The sequence below is a fragment of the Pseudoalteromonas sp. MTN2-4 genome (assembly GCF_042848605.1).
Classification (GTDB): domain Bacteria; phylum Pseudomonadota; class Gammaproteobacteria; order Enterobacterales; family Alteromonadaceae; genus Pseudoalteromonas.
In genome coordinates, this window is the sequence record NZ_BTGK01000008.1 from 174,030 (window position 1) to 198,209 (window position 24,180).

20 protein-coding genes and 2 pseudogenes are annotated in these 24,180 nt (G+C 41.2%); 13 read left to right on the top strand and 9 right to left on the bottom strand.

The window, feature by feature from the left end; translation table 11 throughout:
* Position 1 precedes the first annotated feature (1 nt).
* The 9 genes from pnp to ACGHEH_RS17280 all read left to right on the top strand — a co-directional run bounded on the left by pnp (position 2) and on the right by ACGHEH_RS17280 (position 10,281).
* Entirely contained in the window at positions 2 to 2,128 is a 2,127-nt protein-coding gene (gene pnp / locus ACGHEH_RS17240; RefSeq protein WP_390447788.1) for a polyribonucleotide nucleotidyltransferase, read from the top strand.
* A 134-nt stretch (positions 2,129 to 2,262) separates the two neighbouring features.
* On the top strand, positions 2,263 to 3,144 hold the full coding sequence (gene nlpI / locus ACGHEH_RS17245) for a lipoprotein NlpI (protein WP_390447790.1): 882 nt from the start codon (positions 2,263 to 2,265) through the stop codon (positions 3,142 to 3,144).
* On the top strand, positions 3,122 to 4,258 hold the full coding sequence (locus ACGHEH_RS17250) for a hypothetical protein (RefSeq protein WP_390447792.1): 1,137 nt from the start codon (positions 3,122 to 3,124) through the stop codon (positions 4,256 to 4,258). Before nlpI ends, ACGHEH_RS17250 begins: the two co-directional genes overlap by 23 nt.
* A 230-nt stretch (positions 4,259 to 4,488) precedes the next feature.
* A complete protein-coding gene (locus tag ACGHEH_RS17255) occupies positions 4,489 to 7,281 on the top strand; it encodes a monovalent cation/H+ antiporter subunit A (RefSeq protein WP_390447794.1) in 2,793 nt (930 codons plus the stop codon).
* Positions 7,281 to 7,628: a Na+/H+ antiporter subunit C gene (locus ACGHEH_RS17260; RefSeq protein ID WP_390447796.1), complete on the top strand. Its 348-nt coding sequence runs from the start codon at positions 7,281 to 7,283 to the stop codon at positions 7,626 to 7,628. The genes ACGHEH_RS17255 and ACGHEH_RS17260 overlap by 1 nt, the downstream gene beginning before the upstream one ends.
* Complete coding sequence (locus ACGHEH_RS17265) at positions 7,625 to 9,142, top strand: monovalent cation/H+ antiporter subunit D (protein WP_390447798.1); 1,518 nt, start codon at positions 7,625 to 7,627, stop codon at positions 9,140 to 9,142. Before ACGHEH_RS17260 ends, ACGHEH_RS17265 begins: the two co-directional genes overlap by 4 nt.
* Positions 9,142 to 9,678 carry a Na+/H+ antiporter subunit E gene (locus ACGHEH_RS17270; RefSeq protein ID WP_390447801.1) on the top strand — a complete coding sequence of 179 codons (537 nt, stop codon included), beginning with the start codon at positions 9,142 to 9,144 and terminating at the stop codon, positions 9,676 to 9,678. Before ACGHEH_RS17265 ends, ACGHEH_RS17270 begins: the two co-directional genes overlap by 1 nt.
* Entirely contained in the window at positions 9,672 to 9,941 is a 270-nt protein-coding gene (locus ACGHEH_RS17275; protein WP_390447804.1) for a K+/H+ antiporter subunit F, read from the top strand. Before ACGHEH_RS17270 ends, ACGHEH_RS17275 begins: the two co-directional genes overlap by 7 nt.
* 7 nt (positions 9,942 to 9,948) lie before the next feature.
* Positions 9,949 to 10,281 carry a Na+/H+ antiporter subunit G gene (locus tag ACGHEH_RS17280; protein WP_390447806.1) on the top strand — a complete coding sequence of 111 codons (333 nt, stop codon included), beginning with the start codon at positions 9,949 to 9,951 and terminating at the stop codon, positions 10,279 to 10,281.
* Between the two features lie 129 nt (positions 10,282 to 10,410).
* Here ACGHEH_RS17280 and ACGHEH_RS17285 read toward each other — a convergent pair whose 3' ends face one another.
* From ACGHEH_RS17285 to ACGHEH_RS17295, 3 genes and pseudogenes are all read right to left on the bottom strand, one after another.
* Positions 10,411 to 11,049: an efflux RND transporter periplasmic adaptor subunit gene (locus ACGHEH_RS17285; protein WP_390447808.1), complete on the bottom strand. Its 639-nt coding sequence runs from the start codon at positions 11,047 to 11,049 to the stop codon at positions 10,411 to 10,413.
* 65 nt (positions 11,050 to 11,114) lie between these two features.
* Positions 11,115 to 12,453 (bottom strand): annotated as a pseudogene (locus tag ACGHEH_RS17290) (efflux RND transporter permease subunit).
* Positions 12,362 to 12,829, bottom strand: a complete 468-nt coding sequence (locus tag ACGHEH_RS17295) for an efflux RND transporter permease subunit (RefSeq protein ID WP_390447811.1) — start codon at positions 12,827 to 12,829, stop codon at positions 12,362 to 12,364. Before ACGHEH_RS17295 ends, ACGHEH_RS17290 begins: the two are co-directional and overlap by 92 nt.
* 256 nt (positions 12,830 to 13,085) lie before the next feature.
* Here ACGHEH_RS17295 and ACGHEH_RS17300 point away from each other — a divergent pair, with 256 nt between their 5' ends.
* Entirely contained in the window at positions 13,086 to 13,550 is a 465-nt protein-coding gene (locus ACGHEH_RS17300; RefSeq protein WP_390447814.1) for a hypothetical protein, read from the top strand.
* 22 nt (positions 13,551 to 13,572) lie between these two features.
* Here ACGHEH_RS17300 and rsmS read toward each other — a convergent pair whose 3' ends face one another.
* The 6 genes from rsmS to dinG are packed head-to-tail and all read right to left on the bottom strand — an operon-like array spanning position 13,573 to position 18,404.
* Entirely contained in the window at positions 13,573 to 13,737 is a 165-nt protein-coding gene (rsmS, locus tag ACGHEH_RS17305) for a pleiotropic regulatory protein RsmS (RefSeq protein ID WP_390447817.1), read from the bottom strand.
* Positions 13,738 to 13,746: 9 nt separating this feature from the next.
* Positions 13,747 to 14,022, bottom strand: coding sequence for a late competence development ComFB family protein (locus ACGHEH_RS17310; protein WP_390447820.1), 276 nt, complete (start codon positions 14,020 to 14,022; stop codon positions 13,747 to 13,749).
* Between the two features lie 44 nt (positions 14,023 to 14,066).
* Complete coding sequence (locus tag ACGHEH_RS17315) at positions 14,067 to 14,957, bottom strand: histone deacetylase (RefSeq protein WP_390447823.1); 891 nt, start codon at positions 14,955 to 14,957, stop codon at positions 14,067 to 14,069.
* Positions 14,957 to 15,556 (bottom strand): primosomal replication protein, encoded by a 600-nt coding sequence (locus ACGHEH_RS17320; RefSeq protein WP_390447826.1) that lies wholly within the window; start codon positions 15,554 to 15,556, stop codon positions 14,957 to 14,959. Before ACGHEH_RS17320 ends, ACGHEH_RS17315 begins: the two co-directional genes overlap by 1 nt.
* Positions 15,553 to 16,332, bottom strand: coding sequence for a TSUP family transporter (locus tag ACGHEH_RS17325; protein WP_349287248.1), 780 nt, complete (start codon positions 16,330 to 16,332; stop codon positions 15,553 to 15,555). The genes ACGHEH_RS17320 and ACGHEH_RS17325 overlap by 4 nt, the downstream gene beginning before the upstream one ends.
* Positions 16,332 to 18,404 (bottom strand): ATP-dependent DNA helicase DinG, encoded by a 2,073-nt coding sequence (gene dinG, locus ACGHEH_RS17330; RefSeq protein ID WP_390447829.1) that lies wholly within the window; start codon positions 18,402 to 18,404, stop codon positions 16,332 to 16,334. The genes ACGHEH_RS17325 and dinG overlap by 1 nt, the downstream gene beginning before the upstream one ends.
* A 67-nt stretch (positions 18,405 to 18,471) precedes the next feature.
* On the opposite strand from dinG, the gene ACGHEH_RS17335 reads away from it, so the two are divergent.
* The 3 genes and pseudogenes from ACGHEH_RS17335 to ACGHEH_RS17345 all read left to right on the top strand — a co-directional run.
* Positions 18,472 to 20,802 (top strand): DNA polymerase II, encoded by a 2,331-nt coding sequence (locus ACGHEH_RS17335; RefSeq protein WP_390447831.1) that lies wholly within the window; start codon positions 18,472 to 18,474, stop codon positions 20,800 to 20,802.
* A 318-nt stretch (positions 20,803 to 21,120) separates the two neighbouring features.
* Positions 21,121 to 23,742, top strand: coding sequence for a TonB-dependent receptor (locus ACGHEH_RS17340; protein WP_390447833.1), 2,622 nt, complete (start codon positions 21,121 to 21,123; stop codon positions 23,740 to 23,742).
* Between the two features lie 63 nt (positions 23,743 to 23,805).
* Positions 23,806 to 24,180, top strand: a pseudogene (locus tag ACGHEH_RS17345) (hypothetical protein); the annotation flags it as partial.

Here is a 24,180-nt window from a genome sequence, read left to right on the forward strand (position 1 = left end):
TGTGCAAGCAATTATTAAAGAATTTCAACTAGGTCAACATACAGTGACCCTAGAAACAGGTGCAATTGCACGTCAAGCTGACGGTGCAGTTCTAGCTAGCATTGGCGACACTTCAGTTTTAGTAACGGTTGTTGGTAAGCGTGATGCGGCACCAGGTCAAGACTTCTTCCCTCTAACAGTAAACTACCAAGAGCGTATGTACGCTGCTGGTCGTATCCCAGGTGGTTTCTTAAAGCGTGAAGGTCGTCCAAACGACGGTGAAACATTGATCGCTCGTCTAATTGACCGCCCAATTCGTCCACTTTTCCCAGACGGTTTCGTAAACGAAGTACAAGTTATTGCAACCGTTGTATCTGTAAACCCTGACATCCAGCCTGATATGGTTGCGATGATTGGTACATCAGCAGCACTTGCTATTTCTGGTATCCCATTCAACGGTCCACTAGGTGCAGTTCGTGTAGGTTTCACTGACGGTCAATACGTACTTAACCCAACGCTGACTGAGCTTGAGTCAAGCAAGCTAGACCTAGTTGTAGCCGGTACTGAAAACGCAGTATTAATGGTTGAATCAGAAGCTGAAGTACTGACAGAAGAAGAAATGTTAGGTGCAGTTGTTTATGGTCATGAACAAGCACAAGCTATTATCAAAGCTGTTGAAGAGTTCAAGGCAGAAGCTGGCAAACCAGCTTGGGATTGGACAGCACCAGAAAAGAACGTAACACTTGCTGATAAAATCGCTGCAATCGCAGAAGAGAAAATTGGCGCTGCTTACCTGATCACTGACAAAGTGGCTCGTAAAGAAGCGCTTTCTGCTGCTAAAGCAGAAGTTGTTGAAAAGCTAACTGCAGAGCTTGCTGAAGATGAGTCTTTAGATGAGCAAGAAGTTGGTAAGCTGTTTGGTTCTTTAGAGAAGAAGACAGTACGTGGTCGTATCATCGCGGGTGAAAAGCGTATCGATGGTCGTGAACCAGACATGGTTCGTGCACTAGACGTAATGACGGGTGTTCTACCTCGTACGCACGGTTCTGCTATCTTCACACGTGGTGAAACTCAGGCGTTAGTAACTGCAACTTTAGGTACTGAGCGTGATTCACAGCTAATTGATGACCTAACAGGTACTCAAAAGCACCACTTCATGCTGCACTACAACTTCCCTCCATTCTGTGTAGGTGAAACTGGTTTTGTAGGTTCGCCTAAGCGTCGTGAAATCGGCCATGGTAACCTAGCTAAGCGTGGTGTAGCTGCAGTTCTTCCTACACTTGAAGAATTCCCATACTCAATCCGTGTCGTATCAGAAATCACTGAATCAAATGGTTCATCTTCAATGGCTTCTGTATGTGGTACGTCACTAGCGCTTATGAACGCGGGTGTACCAGTTAAAGCTTCTGTTGCGGGTATCGCAATGGGTCTAGTTAAAGAAGGCGACGACTTTGTTGTTCTTTCTGACATCTTAGGTGATGAAGATCACTTAGGTGATATGGACTTTAAAGTAGCAGGTACTAACGCGGGTGTTACTGCACTTCAAATGGATATCAAGATTGAAGGTATCACAAAAGAAATCATGCAGATCGCACTTAAGCAAGCAAAAGCGGCACGTTTACACATCCTTGGTGTGATGGACCAAGCTATTGCTGCACCTTCAGAAGAACTGTCTGAATTTGCACCGCGTATCTACACAATGAATATTCCACCGAAGAAGATTGCAGACGTTATCGGTAAAGGTGGTGCAACAATTCGTCAGCTTACTGAAGAAACTGGCACAACGATCGAAATCGAAGATGACGGTACAGTTAAGATTGCTGCTACAGATGGTCAAAGTGCGAAAGACGCAATTGCACGTGTAGAAGCGTTAACGGCTGAGCTTGAAGTTGGCACGCTTTACACAGGTAAAGTTGTACGTATCGTTGACTTTGGTGCATTCGTAAACGTACTACCGGGTAAAGATGGTCTAGTACACATTTCTCAGATCAGTGAAGAGCGTGTAAATAACGTGTCTGATCACCTAACTGTAGGTCAAGAAGTTAAAGTTAAAGTACTTGAAGTTGACCGTCAGGGCCGTGTTCGTCTGAGCATCAAAGAAGCGGTTGAGAAAAAAGCAGACGCTGAGCAAGAAAAGCCAGCTGAATAATCTGTTTTCTCTCATGTAACAATGAAAAGGGGCTGTTAGGCCCCTTTTTTTATGTTTTAATGGCACTTATCGCTATTACGAGTGTCAGCATATAAAGACGGTTCAAGTTTGCTGATATCACATAAAGGAAGCCAATGAAGTTAAAATCATTTCTACTCGCATCAGTGGTTGCGATGACCTTAGCGGGTTGTCAAACAACCTCAGAGAAACAAACGGCTAAGTCGGTGGCTAATGTACCTTTAGGTGTCCCATTAGCGCCAAATTATAGAAATGAAATTGAAATTGCTCGTTATTCGGAGCTGTTGCTCTCTCCTGAAATTAATAATGACCAAAAAGCAGAATTGTTTCTGAGAAGAGGTCGACTCTATGACAGCGTTGGTTTATCAACCTTGGCGCGTATTGACTTTAATCGTTCTGTGCAGCTAAAGCCTGATCTAGCTTCTGTATATAATTTTTTAGGCATCCACCATACACTTGCGCAAGATTTCGGCAAGGCGTATGAAATGTTTGATGCAGTTTTAGAACTAGATGAAGACCATCAATACGCTTATCTTAATCGTGGTATAGCCCTTTATTATGGTGGTAGAGCAGAGCTTTCTAGCCAAGATTTAGAAGTATTTTTAGCACGCTCTCCAGCTGATGCTTATCGTGTTATGTGGGTATATTTAGCGCAAGCAAAAGTAGATGCCAATACCGCTTATGAACAACTGAAAGCAAATAGCCAAGCACTTAACCCAGATGAATGGTCTACTCAGCTTGTACAGCTTTACTTGGGTCAGCTAAGCGAAACTCAGTTTTTAGCCCAGATCACAGAGGGTGTAGCAGGGCAGCAGCAATATGCTGAGCGACTCTGTGAAGCATATTTTTACTTAGCAAAGCTATATCAAGCAAGAGGCAAAGAGGCTGTGGCGGTCGACTTCTTTAAACTTGCGCTAGCGACAAATGTATTTGAATTTGTCGAGCATAAATATGCTCGATTGGAACTAGAGCTTTTTGCCGGTGTTAAAGCTGGCTAAGTATTTTTGGTCTTGCTTCTTTCTTGTGGTGATTAACAGCAGCGTTGATCACCCAATGCTTGCGGATAAACTTTTACAATCTCATTTTTTAGAGCGCTTTCCTCAAGCGTATTACTTTGTCGATATAAACCCATTCGACTTACCCATCACTACCCTAGAAAAACTTCGCCTCTTAGATGAGCCTGAAGTGAATTTAGCTTGGCTATTCCATTTGGTTCGAGAGGGCGAGTTTCATAAAACAAGATTGCTCTGGCAGGCTTTGCCAACCAACATTCCCGAAACAAGATTGAATGAATTGATTGATCTACTCGTTTTAAAGCAGCGCTGGGAAGAGTTAACGAGGTTGTCAAAGCACCTAAAGCCAACAGAGCGATTAGAGACAGTATTAGGTGTTCAGCAAGGCATCGCACCTGATAAATTGAATGGGACCCAATTAGACGGGCTATCTATCGCATTGTTACCTGAACAAGTCGCTTTTAATACAGAGTGTAAAAATAATGTATTGTTATTAGCCGATCGCTTTTCTGCATATCAACATTTAAATGCTCTGCGAAACAAGTACTTGCTAAAGCCAGAGCCAGAGCAAAATAGCTTTTGTTTGAGTGAGGTTTATTATGTCGGCAATGCACTTATGTGCGAAGAGGGATTTAAGGGGTTTGCAACTTGTGACGTTATGCGAGATTTGCCTAAATCAGACTTCTTAATTGTCATGACAACAAGTGGGCTTGCGAATGTAAGAGGGACACAGATGACGCTCACTCTGACAAGTGATTACGACGTTCTAGTTCATGAATTAATGCACTTTAGTGGCTTTGAGGATGAATATGCCATCTATGGCCAAAAAGCGCACTGGTTGTGTAATTCAAAAGGATTAAAAGCGCCAAATTTGTTTGTTGGTTCAGCTGAAAGTGCGCCTCAAGGCTGGGTAAAATCAAAGACCTGTCAAAATGGTAAGCTTGACGCTTTTAAACCTGCGCTCAAATGGAGCAAGATGCAATTTCAAGAACTGCCACTTTCGGAACAATATAGACAGCTTTGGCAAAAAAAAGTACAACAAGATTGGCTAATTGAGCAGCAAAAGCTGGCAAATAATACACAAACTAATATTAACTAAGCTGTCTGCTTATATCTAATTTTATAATTTAATCTGAATTGTTTGTTAATTTCGTCTAGAATTTAACCGGCTAGAACCTAAAACTATAGACAACTCAAACACTAATAAAGTATAAATTGTAACAGTTTTGCATGGAGAAAATGCACAATTAGATGCATAACTATCCATGGCTATCAGTGTTTAGTTGCACTGTTTATCTCTGTGACAGCACAATAAAAAAGGTTAATTATATGACTTTGCTTTGGATACCTTTGCTATCCTTCTTTGGCAGTATTATTTCATCTTTAACAGGCAAGTTAACGCGTAACCAAACTACCGCTTTAACACTCGTAATGCCTGCTATTGCCTTAATACTGGTCATTAACTCTGCGGCAGATGTTTTTGCGGGTGAAGTACTGCGTGAAAGCATCAATTGGGTGCCTGCACTTGGTCTAGAGTTATCATTCCGACTTGACGGGCTCTCACTGTTATTTATTTTTATGATCTTAGGCATTGGCATGTTGGTTATCTTCTATGCCCGTTATTACCTGAGTGAAAAAGATTCTATGCCGAAATTATTCGCTTACCTGATGCTATTTATGACGGCGATGTTAGGTATTGTAACGGCGAATAACGTGCTTCAGTTATGGTTATTTTGGGAGCTTACCAGTATTAGCTCATTCTTATTGATTAGCTATTGGTGGGATAAGTCAGAAGCACGTAAAGGTGCGCGTATGGCGCTAACGATCACTGGTGGTGGTGGTCTTGCTTTGCTTGCCGGTTTGTTAATGCTGGGCCATATTGTTGGCAGCTATGATATCGATGTCATCCTAGCAAGCCGTGAGCTTATTCAAGCCCACGACTTATATGAAGCAACGCTAGTATTAGTTTTATTAGGTGCATTTACCAAATCTGCACAATTTCCATTCCATTTCTGGTTGCCACATGCGATGGCTGCACCAACGCCTGTAAGTGCTTACTTACATAGTGCAACCATGGTAAAAGCAGGTATTTTCTTACTTGCACGTTTTTACCCAGCGCTTGCGGGCACAGAGTTATGGTTTATTTTAGTGGGTCTTACCGGCTTAGCGACTTTGCTATTTGCAGCTTATGTTGCGCTGTTCAAACATGACCTAAAAGGCCTGCTAGCTTACTCTACAATCAGCCACTTAGGTTTGATTACCTTATTGTTTGGTTTGGATACTGAGCTTGCAACTGTCGCGGCAATTTTCCACATCATTAACCATGCGACTTTTAAAGCGTCATTATTCATGGCAGCTGGTATTATCGATCATGAGTCGGGTACGCGAGACATGCGTAAGCTCAATGGTATGTGGCGATATATGCCTTATACTGCAACACTCGCTATGGTTGCTGCCGCGTCTATGGCGGGTGTACCGTTACTGAATGGTTTCTTATCAAAAGAGATGTTCTTTGCTGAAACCCTGCATCAACAGCTATTAGGTTCAATGTCTTGGTTGGTACCTGTGCTTGCAACCATTGCTGCTGCTTTCTCAGTGGCTTATTCAGCACGATTTATCCATGATGTTTTCTTCAACGGCGATCCAATTGATTTACCAAAAGAGCCACATGAAGCACCAAGATACATGCGTATTCCAATCGAGATACTTGTAGCCCTATGTTTGATTGTGGGAATGTTCCCGAATTTCATTGTTCATGACATTATTTATACGGCTGCAGATGCCGTGCTTGCAGGGCAAGTGCCTGAGTATAAAATCTCTCTTTGGCACGGTTTTAATTTACCATTGCTTATGAGTGCGCTGGCCGTTGCCGGTGGTATTTTAATTTATACTCAGCGCAAGTATTTATTCCAATTCCAAGCATCACTACCACCAATGACAGGTAAAAAGATGTTTGATGGCTCAGTGTCTAAATTAGTTAAATGGAGCCAAAATAAAATTGCCGCCGTTGAAAATGGCTCTTTACAACGTTATTTAATGCTGATGTTTGTGATTGTTTTACTAGCAGCAGGTTGGCCGTTATTCGAGATGGCGCAATTGGCGGGTGACAACCCTCTGACACCGGTAGATGTTCACAATGGTATTGGCGCAGGTTTGTTAATGATAGCTGCAATCGCGACAGTGATTTGGCATCGCCAGCGCATGATTTCTCTACTTATGCTGTCAGTTGTAGGCTTAATGGTATCTATTGCCTTTACACGCTTTTCAGCCCCTGATTTAGCATTAACTCAACTAACAGTAGAAGTAGTGACTATTATTTTACTTATGCTGGCGCTATTTTTCTTACCGCAAAAGTCTCCTAAAGCTTCAAGTTCCGTGCGTGTTTTACGTGATTTAGGCATTGCCTCTACAATTGGTATCGTCGTTGGTAGTATTTGTTATGCGCTTATCACTCGTCCACTGACCAGTATTTCTGATTTCTTCTTAGCGAACGCGAAAACAGGCGGTGGTGGTACTAACGTGGTTAACGTGATATTGGTTGATTTTCGTGGTTTTGACACGCTAGGTGAGATTTGTGTACTCGGTATTGCAGCTTTGGGTATCTATAAGCTATTGGTAAACTTACCTCTGTTTATGCCAGGCTCTGACAGTGAAGGGCGCCCTTGGGCGAAAGAGCGCTATCCGTTGTTGCTTGCAAGTATCTCACAGAGTCTACTACCTCTCGCGCTGTTAGTGTCTTTTTATATTTTCCTTCGCGGCCATAACTTACCAGGTGGCGGCTTCATTGCAGGTCTTATCACTGCGATTGCCTTTATTCTGCAGTACATTGCGCATGGCTCGAACTGGATAGCAGAGCGTTTAACCATCAACTACCGTAAAATTATTGCATCGGGTATCGCAATTGCTCTTGCAACAGGTGTAGGCAGTTGGTTATTTGACCGTCCGTTCTTGAAAACATGGTTTGATTACTTTGACCTTCCTGTGATTGGCCAGATTGAGCTTGCCAGTGCCCTCGTATTTGATCTCGGGGTATATATCACTGTTGTTGGTGCAACTCTGATGATTTTAGCAAGTCTAGGTAAATTAACTGCCAATGCACCGAAAGAAGAGGTAAACATCTAATGGAAATATTATATGCATCTTGCGTGGGCCTTTTGGTCGCATGTGGCGTGTTCTTGATTTTGCGCTCAAGAACTTTTCCTGTGGTATTAGGCCTAACTATGCTGTCTTACGCGGTGAATTTATTTTTATTCGCATCAGGTCGTTTAACGTTAAATAAAGCCGCTGTACTTGGATATAGTTCAGATTACGCAGATCCTTTACCACAAGCTTTAGTGTTAACTGCGATTGTAATTGGCTTCGCGATGACCGCATTTGTGGTGATTTTAGCAATCAGAGGCCGTGCAGATTTAGGTAATGACCATGTTAATGGTCAAGTTCCGGCTAATAATAACAAGGGCAAAGCATGATCCAACATTTAACTTCTCTGCCTATATTACTTCCTATGTTGGCAGGGGTTATTTTATTAATGCCACCTTGTGGTAAGAATAAGCAGATCCGTCGCTTTTCTTCAGTGGCACTCAGTTTTATCACCTTGCTTGCATCGGTGCTGCTGCTGTTACAAGTAAAAGAAATGGGCAGCACAACTTATGCGATAGGTGATTGGCAGGCACCGTTCGGTATTGTGTTGTTTGCTGATCCGCTTTCGACTTTACTGGTTTCTCTTACTTCTTTGCTTGGACTTACTTGTGCATTGTATGCGTGTGCAGGCGATGATGAGAAGGGCAGCTTTTATCATCCTTTATTGCATTTCTTAGTGTTGGGTGTAAATGGCGCATTCTTAACGGGCGATGCATTCAACCTATTTGTTTTCTTTGAAGTTTTACTGATTGCATCTTATTCTCTTTTAATGCATGGCGGCGATAAGCATAATACTCGAGCAGCGTTACAATACGTGATAATGAACTTGGTGGGCTCTGCCATTTTCTTAATTGCGCTAGGTATTTTATATGGTGTACTTGGCACATTAAACATGGCTGATATGGCAAACAAGCTCACAGACTTACAGGGTGATGATGTTTACCTTGCAAAGATTGGTGGCTTGTTATTACTTGTTGTATTTGCTCTTAAAGGCGCGCTTTTACCGCTTCATTTATGGTTGCCTAACACATATGCGACCGCCATGCCGGTCGTTGCAGCGCTGTTTGCAATTATGACTAAGGTGGGTGTTTACTCGATGATGCGAGTGTACACACTGATTTTTGGTGACGAAGCTGGAGAGTTAAGCCATATGGCCCAGAGTTGGCTGTGGTGGTTAGCCTTGGCAACTATTATGATGGGCGCCATTGGAGTTTTGGCGAGTAAAGACATGCGTAAACTTGTGGCTAACTTAGTGATAGTATCTGTGGGTACGTTGGTTGCGCTCGTTGCTGTGCAAACAGAAGAAGCCAGTGCTGCAGCTATTTTCTATCTAGTTCATTCGACACTTGTTACGGCTGCATTATTCTTACTTGCCGATATGATAGGGATTCAACGTGGTAAAGTCGCTGATCGCATCACTATTGGCCGACCTGTCACCCAACCTATATTACTTGGCGGGGCGTTTGCTATCGCTGCAATTACTGTTATTGGTATGCCGCCGCTTTCAGGTTTTATTGGCAAAGTTTGGCTACTAAGAGCGACATTCGAGAGTGAATATGGTGCTATATTCTGGGGGCTTTATTTATTAGCTAGCTTGGCTTTATTAGTCGGTATTTCAAAAGCCGGCAGTACAGTGTTTTGGCATCACCAAAACAAAGGGCAAGACAATGCAGAGCCAGTCAAGGCACATAAATATCAGATATCTGCGCTGTTAATTGTATTACTTGGCTCACCATTGATGGTTATCTTTGCTGGTAATATGTCTGAGTATGCCATTGAAGCCGCAAAACAACTACATGACTTCTCAGCGAATATCTCTGTGGTACTTGGGGAGGCGAAATAATGCGTACAGAAGCAAGATTTAAGTGGCTACCAACGCCATTTAGAAGTTTATTACTATTTAGTGTTTGGCTGTTACTCAATAACAGTGTTTCGCCTGGGCATCTGATCTTAGGTTCAATTTTAGCGATAGTGATCCCATTGGCGACTAATCCATTTAGGACGAAACAGCCACTGATCTTACATCCCGGGCTGGCATTAAAACACCTATTTTTAGTGTTGTACGATATCATTACAGCAAATATTCAAGTCGCGCTTTTGATATTAGGGCCGACGAAGAAGCTTAACCCAGGTTTTGTTAAGGTGCCTCTGGATCTTGACCAGGCCATGCCGATTACGATTCTAGCCAGCACAGTATCACTGACGCCAGGTACGGTTAGTGCTGAGGTTTACCCTTGGAAAGAGACATTAAAAGAAGGTGAAGAGCCTGAGCAGCGTTATTTACTCATTCATGTGCTTAACCTAAAAGATGAGCAAGAGTTGATTAACACGATAAAACAACGTTACGAAGCACCTTTAAAGGAGATCTTTGAATGTTAGAGACAGTTATCCTAATTGTATTTGCGATGATTGGCGTTTCGTTACTATTAAATCTGTGGCGATTAGTGAAAGGTCCGTCAGTGCCAGATCGAATCTTGGCTTTAGATACCATGTACATTAATAGTATTGCTCTGATTATTTTATATGGTCTGAGCATGGGCACTGAGCTTTACTTTGAGGCAGCGCTGTTAATAGCAATGTTAGGTTTTGTAAGTACTGTTGCTGTATGTAAGTTTTTACTACGTGGCGATATAATAGAGTAGGTGGACGATGGCTGAGTGGATTATTTCTATATTACTTTTGATTGGCGGCTCATTCGTATTGGTGGGGTCAATTGGCCTTGTGAAAATGCCAGACTTCTTCATGCGTCTTCATGGTCCGACAAAAGCAACAACACTAGGTATGGCTTGTTTACTAACAGCAGCAATAGTGTTTTTTAGTCAATCTGAAGCGGGGATCAGCGTTAAAGAGATCTTGATTTCGATTTTCTTACTATTAACAGCACCAATTAGTGGTTATATGCTCATCAAATCGGCAATACACCACAAGCTTGATAGTATCGAACGCACAAAAGGTAAAGATAACATTGAGGACGATGTTTGATTTAGCTGACTGTCTAACCTTTTGAACGAGTCATTTTAAATGGCTCTTTCAGTTGGATAAAGCTTAAAAAATGAGACAAGCGCGCTAAGAAAAGACTTAGCGGCTTGCTCATCGGGCTAGTAAACGTTTCTATAATGCAGGTTGGATTTCTACTTCTTGACCTTGAGTAAGGGTTTCAGCACCCCTTATCGCAATTCTGTCACCTACTTTTAAGGCGCCTTTGTCTTTTACTTTAATTGCAACTTGCTCGCCTTGGCCTTTACCAACAATGACTGCTGTATGCTCTGCGGTATTATCCTCTTTAATTTTCACGATATGCACACCTTGTTGCGTAAGTATTAGAGCGTCTCTATTAACTATTAGTTCCTCAGTATTAGAAGTAAAAGGTGCCACGACATCGACTAATTGCCCGGAAGCCCAGTTTTGTGCGTCATTTTCTAAAAGGTCTGTACTAACTTCAAAGGATTGCGCTCTTGGATCAGTTGCTGGGATCACAGCGGTTACAGTTGCAAGTGCCTGTTGTGGGTCATCTAGTTGACCAGCGCTTAAGTGTAATTCATTGCCTAGACTTAAGTATTTTAAATATTTAACCGGTACATACAAACGCACTTCAAGGTTGTTTATGTCAATTAAACTGACAAGCGGCTGAGCACGGTTTATTTCGCTACCAGCACGTTCATATCTTTCGCTCACTACACCGCTAAATGGCGCTTTTAGTAACGCTCGTTTTAATTGGTCTTCAATGACTTTCAGCTCAATTTCAGCCAATTTTCTCCTTCATAATATGGCATTACACGCTTTTTAACTCGTGATGCAATTTCGGCTTCCATAAATTAGATATTTCCACCCGAAGGTGTCAGCAAGGTATAAAAGAAACCGTCGGTAGGGGAACGAGGCATAAAATCTGTTTGAGGTAATAAAGCATAGGTAATAAATATAGAGCCACCTAATAAAGAAATTATCCAACTAAGTTGTTTAACCCTGCTATTGGTTAACTTAACAACGAAATGAGTGACTTTATGCCAATAGGCCTGATATGGATCTGGTTTAATTTTTGTATCAGGCCAAAGCCTATTTGCGACAGGAATAAGTGTCATAGCACAGATAAGTGACGAGATAACAGCGATAGATAAGGTTAAAGCGAGATCTGAAAATAGCTGACCCTCAATACCAGCCATAAACATAATAGGTAAAAATATAGCGACACTGGTTGCAGTGGCAGCAAACAAAGCACCTCCAACGTGCGTGGCCCCTTTCAAAGTTGCTTTGCTCGCAGTCATGCCCGAAGCAGTGAGTCTAGCTATGTTTTCTTGCACGATAATTGCGGCATCAAGCACTAAGCCCACGGCAAATGCCAGACCTGCTAATGACACAACATTTAAACTTCGCTCAAATAGGTTAAGCGCTAAAAATGCAACCACCAGTGAAACAGGGATGGTTGCTGCGATGATCAAAGTGGGTTTTAGTCCTCTAAAAAACAGCCAGTAATACCCCTAAGCCTAAATTACCTTGTACCAGCTGTAATGCATTTCTGATATGCACCGACGAATCGAAGCTTAGTTCAATGGCAAGGCCAGCTTCTTTTAAAGCGCCTTCATTTAATTCTTTAATGGCGTGATTTATTTCGTCTAATACAGCAACAGTATTGGCGTCATTTGCTCTTGAAATCGTGATGTAATAAGCTGGTTTACCATTTTTTAATGTCATAGAGCGGCGATCAGTGACTGTATCTTCGACACTGGCGATATCGCCTAAATAAATGGGACGTTCACCCACATAGCCCACTCGTAGTTTAGCTAAGTTATCGACATTGTATTTCCCGGTGAATCTTACAGTGTATTGTAGACGCCCTGCATCAGCTAAGCCTCCAGAGCTATCATTGGCAGTCGATAATGTACGACGAATTTGCGCAAGACTGATGCCAAATGCCGCTGCTTTTTGCGGGTCGTATATTACACGCAGCTCTCGAGGGCGCTCACTGTTCATATTGACACGAGAAATTCCAGAGATCCGCGCAAGCCTAGGTTCAATAATGTCTTCAATTTGCTTTTGATATTGCGCCATTTCAAGTTGCTCAGAGTCAAAGCTTAAAAGCACAACTAATAGACTTGCTGCTGTTGGACCACCTGAGCCGGGACCACCGTTTCCTCCGGCAGTAACCACAGGGTCCATCGCATTTAAAGGAAGAGGGGGCTTGGTTTAAACTAGTCAGTACATCAAGCATGGCTTGTTGCATATCAGCGCCAACCGCAAAAGTCAGATTTATAGCACCGCCACCTTGGTTAATATTGGTATTTACCTCAAGCGCGCCTGGTGTATGATTCACGGCATTTTCTAGAGGCTCGATGAACATGGATTCAATTTCTTCTGGGGCTGCTTGGCGCCAACCAGAAAAAGTTGTGATCTGAGGTTGTTCAATTTCAGGAGTAAGCTGAATGGGTAACTTAAAAATACTGATGATGCCAAATAGAATGATTAAAGTAAGAATGACAAGGACCGCAGCAGGGTTCTTTAAAGAGGAACGGGTTAAGTTTATGGTAATGTCCAAAGGCACCAAAAGTAATCAGCAATAACATTGTGGCGCAGATGTGGATAATTTAGCAAAGATAAAAATCCTAATTTCGTTGAATCTCCCTAGAAGTCAGTTAAACCGTAGGTTTGGTAATATCTTGTAACGTTTTGAAAAAACTTATTCATGAAATTTGCTTAAGAATTTTTGATTTGAAACAAGCGTTCGGCTTTTCAGGCTTTTAAATTTCTATGATAGAAATACAATCACGGCAAAATTTGTATAAGGAATGATTATGTTTGTTGCATTGAAATGGGACCATCAAATAGGTGCACATTTTGTCTCTTGGATTGTCGTTGAATGTTCGGGTGTGAGTGAAAAGTTTGGTTTACCACAAGCATTACCTCCTCGCAGAGATATTGCCTATTTTGTAAACAAAAAAACAGCAGAATATGATGCGAAAGTATTCGCTGCCTATAAAAATGGTTTGCTTGATATCACTTTAGTAGACAAGTATGAGCCTTATTTGTCTTCGCACCATGGCTTTTGTCATTATGAGTGGGATCACACTTATATGGGTGACTTGGTGAAACATGCAGTATTATATTGGGAAGATGGAAAACACCTGCAAACTAAGCCTTTTAGAGATGACATTTGCTATTTTACTTGCCCAGAGCAATCAGAAGCCGATAGTCAGTTTTATGCACAATATAAGCTCGGGCTATTAGAACTGAAATCAGAAGCCTTAAAAATAGCCTAACACCTTGTAAAGTGAGATGAAGCTAGTTTGAGCTAGCTTCATCGTTTAATTTATTTTGAAAGTCTGATTTTACAATCTCTAGTGCAGCAATTACGTCTTCGGCTGGTAAGTCATGCTGTTCTAATAACATTATTAAGTCGACTGCTAATTTCACATGGGTTGGTGCATTTTCTAAACTACTACTCATTTCTGAAAGTTACTCACTGATCATTGAATCTCTTTTAGCCACTTGTGTCATAGCAACATTAATTGCAATATCAACTTTCTGTTCCATCTGTATACGTTCGTGTTGTGGTAAATAAAAAGCCATGTCTACATCAAAGCGAATATACCTTGCAGGTAGTTGATTAAGTACAGTACAGCAAAAGTCAGCCATTACATCATCATTATATTTATCTTGTAGGTTACGCGCAAAGATGCGATCTAGCATGATTTTCTCATAATAATTGTGCACATCATCATGTAGTTTCATGTCACCTTCCTAATGTTTTTTACTTTTTGAGTTTATAACAAAAATCAATAGTTTTCGAACACAGCGAGTAAAAGTTGTTTGTGTACTTCAACCAATTGTTCTTCATTACGTTGATAGCCACCGCCAAGACCAATCGATAAAGGGATTTCGTTGTTTTTACAATATGAAATCACTTTTTTATCCCGCTTTAAGACACCTTCTAAACTGATTTCTAGTAAACCGAGTTCATCTTTATGGTATATATCAGCACCGGCGTTATAAATGATAATATCAGGTCGATAGACACGCTTAATTAAATCTAAAGCTTGCTCTAGTGTTTGCAAGTATTGTTCGTCTGTACAACCTTTTTCGAGCTCGAAATCAAGATCTGAGTGCGCTTTTGCTCGGGGGAAATTCTGAGCGCAGTGTAAAGAGCAGGTAATGATGTTGTCGTTGCCATGTAAAATGTCAGCAGTGCCATCACCTTGGTGCACATCGCAATCGAGGATCACAACGCGCTCAACAAGGTCTTGCTGGATCAGATGTTGCGCGGTTATGGCATGATCGTTAAAAATACAAAAGCCAGCACCATGATCGAATTGTGCATGATGGTAGCCTCCTCCTAAGTTTAACCCAAGCCCTTGTTTTAATGCGTATTCTGAAGCTTCAATACTTGCACCAACAGAAAGCAAAGTTCTTTCAACCAGCTCCGTTGACCATGGAAAGCCCATTTTTTTGATTGCTTTCTCAGATAAAAAGCCATTCACAAATGCGTCGACATAATCAGTATCATGGCAAAGTTTGACCTGTGCTAAGCTAGCAGGCTTTGGTTCAAAGACTCGGTCGGAAAACCCCATTGCATGAATTGTATTTTTAAGTTTCTGGTATTTCTTTATTGGAAAGCGGTGCCTCTCAGGCAGTTGTAGGGCACTGTATAGAGGGTGATAGAAAATCATTAGCGGTTTTGTTGTTTTTCGACTTGTTGAATTTTATCTTCAGTGGCGGAAATGGCTTTTCTACATCGGCCAAGTCGGGCATGCAGTGCCAATATTTCTTGATTGATTTTACTTGCTTCAGCAGTACTTGCCGATGACAACTGTTGTTTACGAATATCGATCATCTCTTGTAAACGACGCTCAAATTCGTGGTTTTTTGATAGCTCTTGGTACAGCTCATGAGAGCTTTGCATGATTTTCTTAACTGCTTTCTTATAGACTTTCGCTTTCTTAGGCTTAGTAAACTTATTTTCCTTGGCCCAAACAGGCGTCGATTTTAATACCTTTATGACAGCTTCTATTTGAGTGCTTAATTTTTCGAGGGCAAATGCATAGGCATGGCGTTTTTCAGGGCTCGGCAACCTTGCAAATGCTTCTTTGATCTCATCTACATAGTCGCAAAGTTTTAAGCTTTTTGTTGCAAACACGCTGTGTGCAAATAAGCTCGGCTGTGCTTGAATGTAGCGGTTTTTATCAAACCACTTTGCTTTATCAAATTGGTGGGCATGCTGAGCAAGTTGCTCAATTTGCTGCTGTAATTTGACAATGGCCTGACTCATATAAAATAAGCCTCATAAATAAGCTTGCCAGCGAGCACGATAACGACACTGTTAAACAAGGGCTTTATTAGTTTATTTCCGAACTTGATTGCTGAGTGTGCGCCTATCCACGCACCTACCATTAAGAATAGCCCCATGGTAATGCCAAGTAAAAAGTTAACATGACCTAAGGCAACAAAGGTGATCAACGAAATAAAATTAGATACAAAGTTCATTGAGCGGGCGAGTCCGCAATTCAACAATAAACTCATTTTGTAGAGTAGGCTATTTGATGCAGTCCAAAAAGTGCCTGTACCGGGGCCTGCTAAACCATCAAAAAAGCCTAAACTTAACCCTTGTGACCACTGTTTTATTTTTAGTTGTAACGTCTTGGTCGGTAAATGATGACTGGTCTCAGTGCTAAATTTGCCAAATAGGCTGTAGCAAGCTACAGCAATGATGATAACGGGCAGTAACTTGTTTAAAAACTCGATACTAAGATGATCAACCAATAAGGTGCCGAGTAGTGCGCCTATTGCGGTGGCTAGAATAGAGCCAGCCCAAAACTTAGGATTAAATAAGTTCTTTTTATAATAGGTGATGCTAGCTGTTATTGAGCCAAAGCTTGCAGCAAGTTTATTGGTACCTAACGTCATGTGCGGTGGTAAGCCTGCTGTAAGAAGAGCTGGCACAGTTAACATGCCACCACCGCCAGCTACCGCATCAATAAAGCCTGCTATAAGAGCGACCAAACACAATAAGCCCCAAGTCATGGGGTCGAGCGCAAATTCAAACATTAATAATCTATTTGTCTTTTAAATGGCGGGAGGGTATCTAGCATGGCTTTACCATACCGTTTACTGACCAAACGCCTATCAAGGAGCGTGATTTTTCCTTGATCGGTTTCTTTTCTCAGCAGTCTACCACAGCTTTGTACTAATTTCTTTGCGGCATCGGGTACAGTGATTGATAAAAATGGATTACCACCTTTACTTGTAACAAACTCAGCTTGTGCCTCTTCTATTGGGGAAGTAGGTACAGCAAAAGGGATCTTAGTTATGACTAAATTTTCTAAATAAGCACCAGGTAAGTCGAGTCCTTCAGACAAACTTTGCGTACCAAATAAAATACTGCCATGGCCAGAGTCAATGCGAGATTTGTGTTTTTTCAGTAGGGCATCACGAGAAAATTCACCTTGCACTAGGATCTGCCAGTTTTTCAGGCGCATTTTTTTCGCGACATGTTCCATCTGCCAATATGAGGCAAATAACACCAAATTACCCTTAGTTCTGTCTAAATACTTAGGCAAAGCATCGGCTAAAAAGTCACTGAATGCTTTATCAGTAGGCTCTTTATCTGTGGTCGGTATATGTAGTGTCGCTTGTTTGGGATAATCAAACGGTGAATTAGCTTTAATATATTGCACGCCTTCTTCACCTTTTAACCCACTTTCTTTTGCGAAATGGTCAAATGTACCGAGTGCACTGAGCGTGGCTGAACATAAAACTGCACCTGCACATTCGCGCCAAAGTTTATCTTTTAAGTAGTAACCCACTTCAATAGGGCAGTCGCAGAGCAAATGGTCGTGATGGTTTTTATATTCAAGTCGCTTTATCCAGCGAGCATGCGGAATAGTGTCACCTTTACTGGCGTAGCTGAACCACAGTTTTTGTAATTGCTCAAGACGGTTGATGTACTGCCCACTTTCGGCTAAAAGTGGATCGGCTAAGAATGCAGTCACGTCACCATCACTGACATCTAAAGTAAGTGCATCATGCATTTTATTTAGCGCTCTTAAGGCATCGAGTGTTGCATCGCTGATGTCTTTGGCTTTAATGGTTAATTGCTCAGGCACAATACCGTGTTCGAATCGATAAGTGTCATCATCGTTATAATTAAAATCAGCTTGATCTAGTAGGTCTCTGACCGACCTTAAATCTTTAGCCGCATCATTCGCAGCGTCATTGAGTTTAAAGTTTTGGCCAATGGCTTTTTGAGACACAATGGCATTGGCCATCTTCTGGCTGAACTTTAAAAGTTTTTCAATCCATTCTAATGTGCCTTTAATGGTTGCCGCTGCGGAAGAAAAGTCTCGAGTGATGTGAGGCAAATGGTGCGCTTCATCAATGACGTAAAAGGTCTCATCGGGCTCAGGTAAGATTTTGCCGCCACCAAGCTCTAAGTCAGCAAGTAATAGAGCATGGTTAATAACAAGCACATCCATTTGCGCCATTTTTTGTCGTGCTAAATGAAAGGGACATAAATGATGAGACTTCATCTGTCTTTGACATGCATGTTTATCGCATGCAATTAAGTTCCATACTCGATCGGGAATGGTGTCGGCCCAACTATCTCTATCACCTTGCCATTGTTTGTTCTGATAGGCATTTTGAAGTGCAACTAAGCAGCTTTTCTCTTGCTCAGATAGCGGCGAGCTCAATGTAGGTACGAGTGACATTTGCATCATGTCTTCGTCTAGTGCCGAATTTAATTTGTGCACACAGATATATCTATGCCTGCCTTTGACCAAATCGAACTTAAAATCGAGCCCTGAGTGCTCTTTAAAAAAAGGTAATTCTTTTTCAATGAGTTGCTCTTGTAAGGCCACAGTTGCAGTAGAGATGACGAGTTTCTTCTTTTTAGCTAATGCTAAGGGCAGGGCACCTAAACAGTAGGCGAGAGACTTACCTGTACCAGTTCCGGCTTCTATTACACAGATTTTTTGTGATCTATGGTATTCGCCAGCTAATACTTTAGCGATTTCTGCGACTAAATAGTTTTGGCTTTTTCTTGGTCTATAACCGTCTAAGCTTTCAGCAATGCTGGTGTGTGTTGTTCGAATTGTTTTTTTTAATGCATCTGAAAGCATGAAGGTCGCCTAAAAAGTACGGTATGTATATAATTACAGTGTTTGATATTTTAGATGGGGTTTTATCTTGGCACAAGCTGTATACGAAGGCTTTATACTATCACGCCAGCAATTTAATCAGCAGGGGAAGTTGTGTCTTTGTTATTGGCTTATGACACCACAAGGTCCAGCCAAGGTAATTATACCCGATCAGCAATCTGTTTTTTTCATTCGCCAGTCAGATTTAGCGCAAGCTAAAAGCCTAATCAATGAACATGGACTTCAATGTGACATAAAACTACTTTCACTAAAGCACTTCGACGGTGAGCCCGTTGCAGCCTGTTATTTTTCTTCTAATCAGCATCTATTTCAAGCAAAGCAGTACTTTTCTCAGCATATGCGTTTGTATGAAGATGATATTCGTCATTGCGATCGTTATTTAATGGAACGGTTCATAAAGGGCGGTGTTTGGGTAAGTGGAAAAGTGAAGCAACGTAATGGTTATACCGAGATCACGGATGCAAAGTTAAAAGAAAACCCAGACTACAAGCCAAACCTTTCTATGCTGTCACTTGATATTGAGTGTGATGGACAAGGGGTACTTTTTTCGGTTGGTCTTTTCAGCGAGCACTATAAAAGTGTCATCATGATTGGGGCACCTCAGCAAACAGAGCAAAGTATTATTTGGGTTGAAGACGAAATTGAACTGCTACAAGTTTTAATGCAGCAAGTGAAGGCCATAGATCCTGATGTGATTGTAGGCTGGAATGTGATTGAGTTTGATTTTGTGGTTTTAGCAGAGCGAGCAGAAGCACTGGGTCTCGACCTTTGTTTAGGGCGTGATAATGCCTCGATAGATATTTACAAAGGCAACTATGTTCGAGTTTTGATTTCGGGCCGAGTGGTCATTGATGGCATTGATACCATGAAAAATGCCACATATCACTTCCCGAGTTTTAGCCTTGCTAATGTGGCGAGCGAGATCTTAGGAGAGCAAAAACTTATCCAACAAGATAACCGCTTGTCTGAAATTATCAGGCAATTTAATGAAGATAAACTCGCTTTAGCAGCCTATAACTTGCAAGATTGTATGCTTGTCTTGTCGATTTTCAAGAAGCTAAACTTGCTAGAATTTGCCATTGTCCGAACGCAAATGACAGGTTTGGAGCTCGAAAAAATGGGCGGCTCAGTGGCTGCTTTCATTAATTTATACTTACCTTTATTACATCGAAGTGGCTATATCGCGCCAAATTTAGCCGAGCATGGAGTGTCTTTTGAGAGCCCTGGCGGTTATGTCATGGAGTCAAAACCCGGCCTTTATAAAAATGTACTCGTACTCGATTTTAAAAGCCTATATCCATCCATCATTCGGACTTTTTTTATAGATCCTCTAGGACTTATTAAAGGTTTAGAAAACCAAGAGAATGCATTAGAAGGCTTCAATGGCGGGTATTTTTCTACATCAACACATCATTTGCCTAAATTGGTAGAGCAATTGTCAGAGAAAAGACAAAACGCCAAAGAGCAGGGTGATGCCATGTTGTCGCAAGCTATCAAAATTATTATGAATAGTTTATATGGTGTATTAGGCTCGAAAGGGTGTCGTTTTTATGATCCAAGGTTATCAAGTTCCATTACCTTGCGTGGGCATCAAATTATGCAAACAACGCGTAAATGGCTTGAAAGTTGGGGATATGAAGTTATCTACGGTGATACTGATTCTACTTTTGTTGCCTTACCCGAAGAGCTAACTGGTGAACAAAGTCATGAAATAGGCAAAGCGCTACAAAGAAAAATCAACCAAACTTGGTCTTTAGAATGCGAAGAACGTTTTGGCATTCAAAGTCATTTAGAAATTGAATTCGAAACGCATTACAGCCCATTTTTTATGCCGACTATCCGTGGGCAAGAAACCGGTTCAAAAAAACGTTACGTGGGCAGAGTAGAAAAGGATGGTCACTCTGAACTGGTATTTAAAGGTATGGAAACAGTCAGAAGTGATTGGACTGACATAGCAAAATCATTCCAAAAGGAGTTAGTTGAAACGTTATTCTCAGAAGGAGATTTAGAATCTGTCGCCCAAAAATATATCGAACAGATCCTTAGTGGCAAAAATGACCATTTACTCATTTACAAAAAACGCTTAGGTAAGCCACTTGAGCAATATGTTAAAAATATCCCTCCTCATGTCAGAGCCGCGAAAACTCTACCAAATTCAGCTGACATTACCTTTAATAAAGGCACGATTATTAAATATTACATTTCTAAATCAGGCCCTACTGCAGTATTGAGTTGTCATGACGTTCAGCAAGTTGATTACGAGCATTACATTCAAAAACAAATTATGCCCATTCTTAAAATGTTTCTATTCAATTTCAACGAACCAATACTCGCTAGTAAGCAACAAAAATTATTTTAATGTTAGCGTATTATTAATAATGCATGTTATTGATTTGTTTTGATGTAAATCAAATGTACCTGTTATTTTTGTTTGTGCATCTATAGGTTTTTCTTTGTTTCACTTTTAGCAACTGAAAGGCTTTTTGAGTGCCAAAAACCTATAATTGGTACAAAAATGTGTATTTAGTGTTGCAAATTGGTCACATTTTTAATTGACATGAATATTATCTGTTGTTTAGTATGCAACTAGTTTATTGCATGTGTTGCAATTTCCTATAAGAGGGATAACCCTCAAAAAATTATAAAAGCTACTAACAAGTGGTCCCAGGGAGATAAAATGTTAAATACTAAAGTTTCAAAAGCAGTTCGCTTAGCGATTGCTTTTGGTGCAGCTTCTACAGCTGCATTTTCAGCTAATACTTTTGCTGCAGATGAAGAAAGTGCGGAAAAAGTAGAGCGTATTGAAGTTACAGGTTCTCGTATCAAACGTGTTGATATGGAAGGTGTTGCTCCAATCACAGTTATTACTGCAGAAGATTTAGAAATAACAGGTGAAGTATCAGTTGCTGACGTATTAAGAGACTCAACGTTTAACTCGTTCGGTTCAAGTGCTGAATCTTCAGGTCAAGGTGGTGGTACACAAGGTGTTGCTTCAGCCTCATTACGTGGCCTAGGTGCTGATCGTACTCTAGTACTTATCAACGGTAAGCGTGTTGCACCATCACCAGCTGCTGGTGGTGGTTCTGCAAACCTTAATGCTTTACCAATGGCAGCTGTAGAGCGCATTGATATCATGTCAAGTGGTGCATCAGCGGTTTACGGTTCAGATGCAATCGGTGGTGTAATCAACGTTATTCTTAAAAAAGACTTTGAAGGTGTTCAAATCTCTGGATCAGCAGGTCGTCCTACTCTAGAAGGTGGTGATGAAAACTCTGCTCAAATCGTTTTAGGTCTAGCTTTTGATAAAGGTAACTTTGTAATGAGTGCTGAGCATTCAGACCGTGAAGTTATTTATAGCCGTGACCGTGACTACACTAGGTCGATCGTTGGTGAAACTTGGGAAGATAACACAGGTATCAGCCCGTCAGGTCGAAACATTCGTTATTTCATCGATGATGATGGTGACGGTGTTAGAGACAGAATCGAATGGCGTGGTATCGAAAGCCAATGTGATACAAGCAATAATTTTGTAGGTATCCAAACTCGTGGTGGTTCGCAACCTGGCACAATGTGTGGTTATAACTACAGCAATATTATGGCTGAAACGACGGATCTAACAAACTCTTCAATCTATGCTCGTGGTGTTTATAACATCACTGATGATTTAAGTTTCAACCTAAATGTCTTAGCAACTCGTTTCACTTCAAATGGTCGCTTCGCGCCAGCTGCGGGTTCTTTTAATGTTTCAGGCACAGATCTAGCAGCTGATAACATTGATTTACCAGAAGGCTCAACAATTCTTTCATCACGTGCTTCATGGCGTTTCACAGATAACGGTCCGCGTGACTCAAGAACGTTAGGTAATAACTTTGACGTTAATGCTTACTTGACTGGCTACGAAGATTGGGGTCAGTGGGATGTAGGTGTTCACAGAAATGTTGCGAGCATCAATGAAATCGGTACTGGTTACATTAACCAGGTGTTTGCTGAGCAGTTTGCTGCTGAAGGTACGCTAACTGATGAGCGTTCAATCGCGCTAATGGCACACACAATCACAACTTGGAACAAGACAGATTATACAGCTTATAATGCTGGTTTCTCTATTGATTCTTTAGGTTCATTAGAAGGCGGTGATATCGGTGCTTACTTCTACTTTGAACGTGTTGAATCATCTTACAGAAAGCAAGCTGATTCACTAAGTAATGCTTCAGCAGTAATTGGTAGTGCTGGCGGTGAAGCGAACGGTGACCGTCAAGTAACTAGTGTTGCGACTGAATTCTTATTCCCAGTGATTGATGGTTTAGACGTTACACTAGCTGCTCGTTATGACGACTACAGTGACTTTGGCGGTAACTTATCACCTCAAATCGGTGTGACATATTCGCTGAATGATGACTATCTATTACGTGGTTCATGGGGTAAAGGTTTCCGTGCACCGACATTCTCTGATTTATACACTCGTTCACAAGGCTTCCCTTGGGTATATGTGACAGGTCTTGGTTGGGGTCAGTTCGAAACAAACACTGTTGGTAACGACAAGCTTGACCCAGAAAAGACAGACCAGTTCAACATTGGTATCGTTGGTAACCTGACTGACAGCATTAACTTCACACTTGATTATAACTTAATCGAACTTGAAGATATGATTGCATACGAAAGTGCTGCGAATATCTGGAGCAAGTACGAGGATGGTATTGCATTTAAGCCAGGTACTGGTGTAGAAGTGGTCGGTGATATCCCTGAGCGCTTCACTGCTTCTTACATCAATGAAGGTGAAATGCGTGCACAGTACATCGACTTAAATATCAATGCGAATCAAGAAACTGCATTCGGTACTTTCCGTCAAAACCTACAGGTGTCTTACACTGTTTCTTACGAAACGCTTGAGACTGATGCAGCAACAGGTGATGAGTTCTTACTAGATGCTATCGGTCTAGACGGATTACCTCAGTACCGTGCAAACCTTAACCTAGGTTGGGACTATGAAGACCATAGTGTAAACGTTACGCTAAAGTACATCCCAAGTCAGCTTGAAGAGTATATTTATGACGCAGAAAAGCGTGAGTATGTTGGTCGTGATGAAGCACGTGCAGGTAAGCGTTATAACATCAGTTCTTACACAGATATTGATGTAAACTACCGTTATAATGTTACAGATGCACTTACATTAGCAGTGGGTGCTCGTAACTTAACTAACGAAGAGCCGCGTTTTGCTGATTTAGCTGACACTGATTTTGACTCTAGCTTATACAGCATCCAAGGTCGTACTTATTACGCAAGCTTCAAATATAGCTTCTAATAATTACTTCTAAATATATAAAGCCAGCAAGTCATTTGCTGGCTTTTTTTTTAAGGAAATATAATGAAAGGTTTAGTTCAATTAATCTATATTGCTCTTTTTATAATTTCGTCAGGAGCTTTGGCAAAAGTAAACTCATTAGAGCTTATTAAACACGATAAGTTTAATGAAATAGTCATTTCTCCAGATGGAAAACATTTAGCCGTTACTTATCGAGAAGACACAGAAATCAAACTGGCTATTATAAACCGAAAATCAAACAAGGTTATTTCAGGTTTTGATTACGGAGAATACCGACGTATAGTTCGTCCGCAATGGCTATCGAACGAAAGAATACTTTTTAATGTTGTTAAGTTTGTTGGTCTGTGGGATACAAAAGGTTATCCACCGCAAATTATGGCGGCAAATATTGATGGCACAAGAAGAGTAAACCTAACA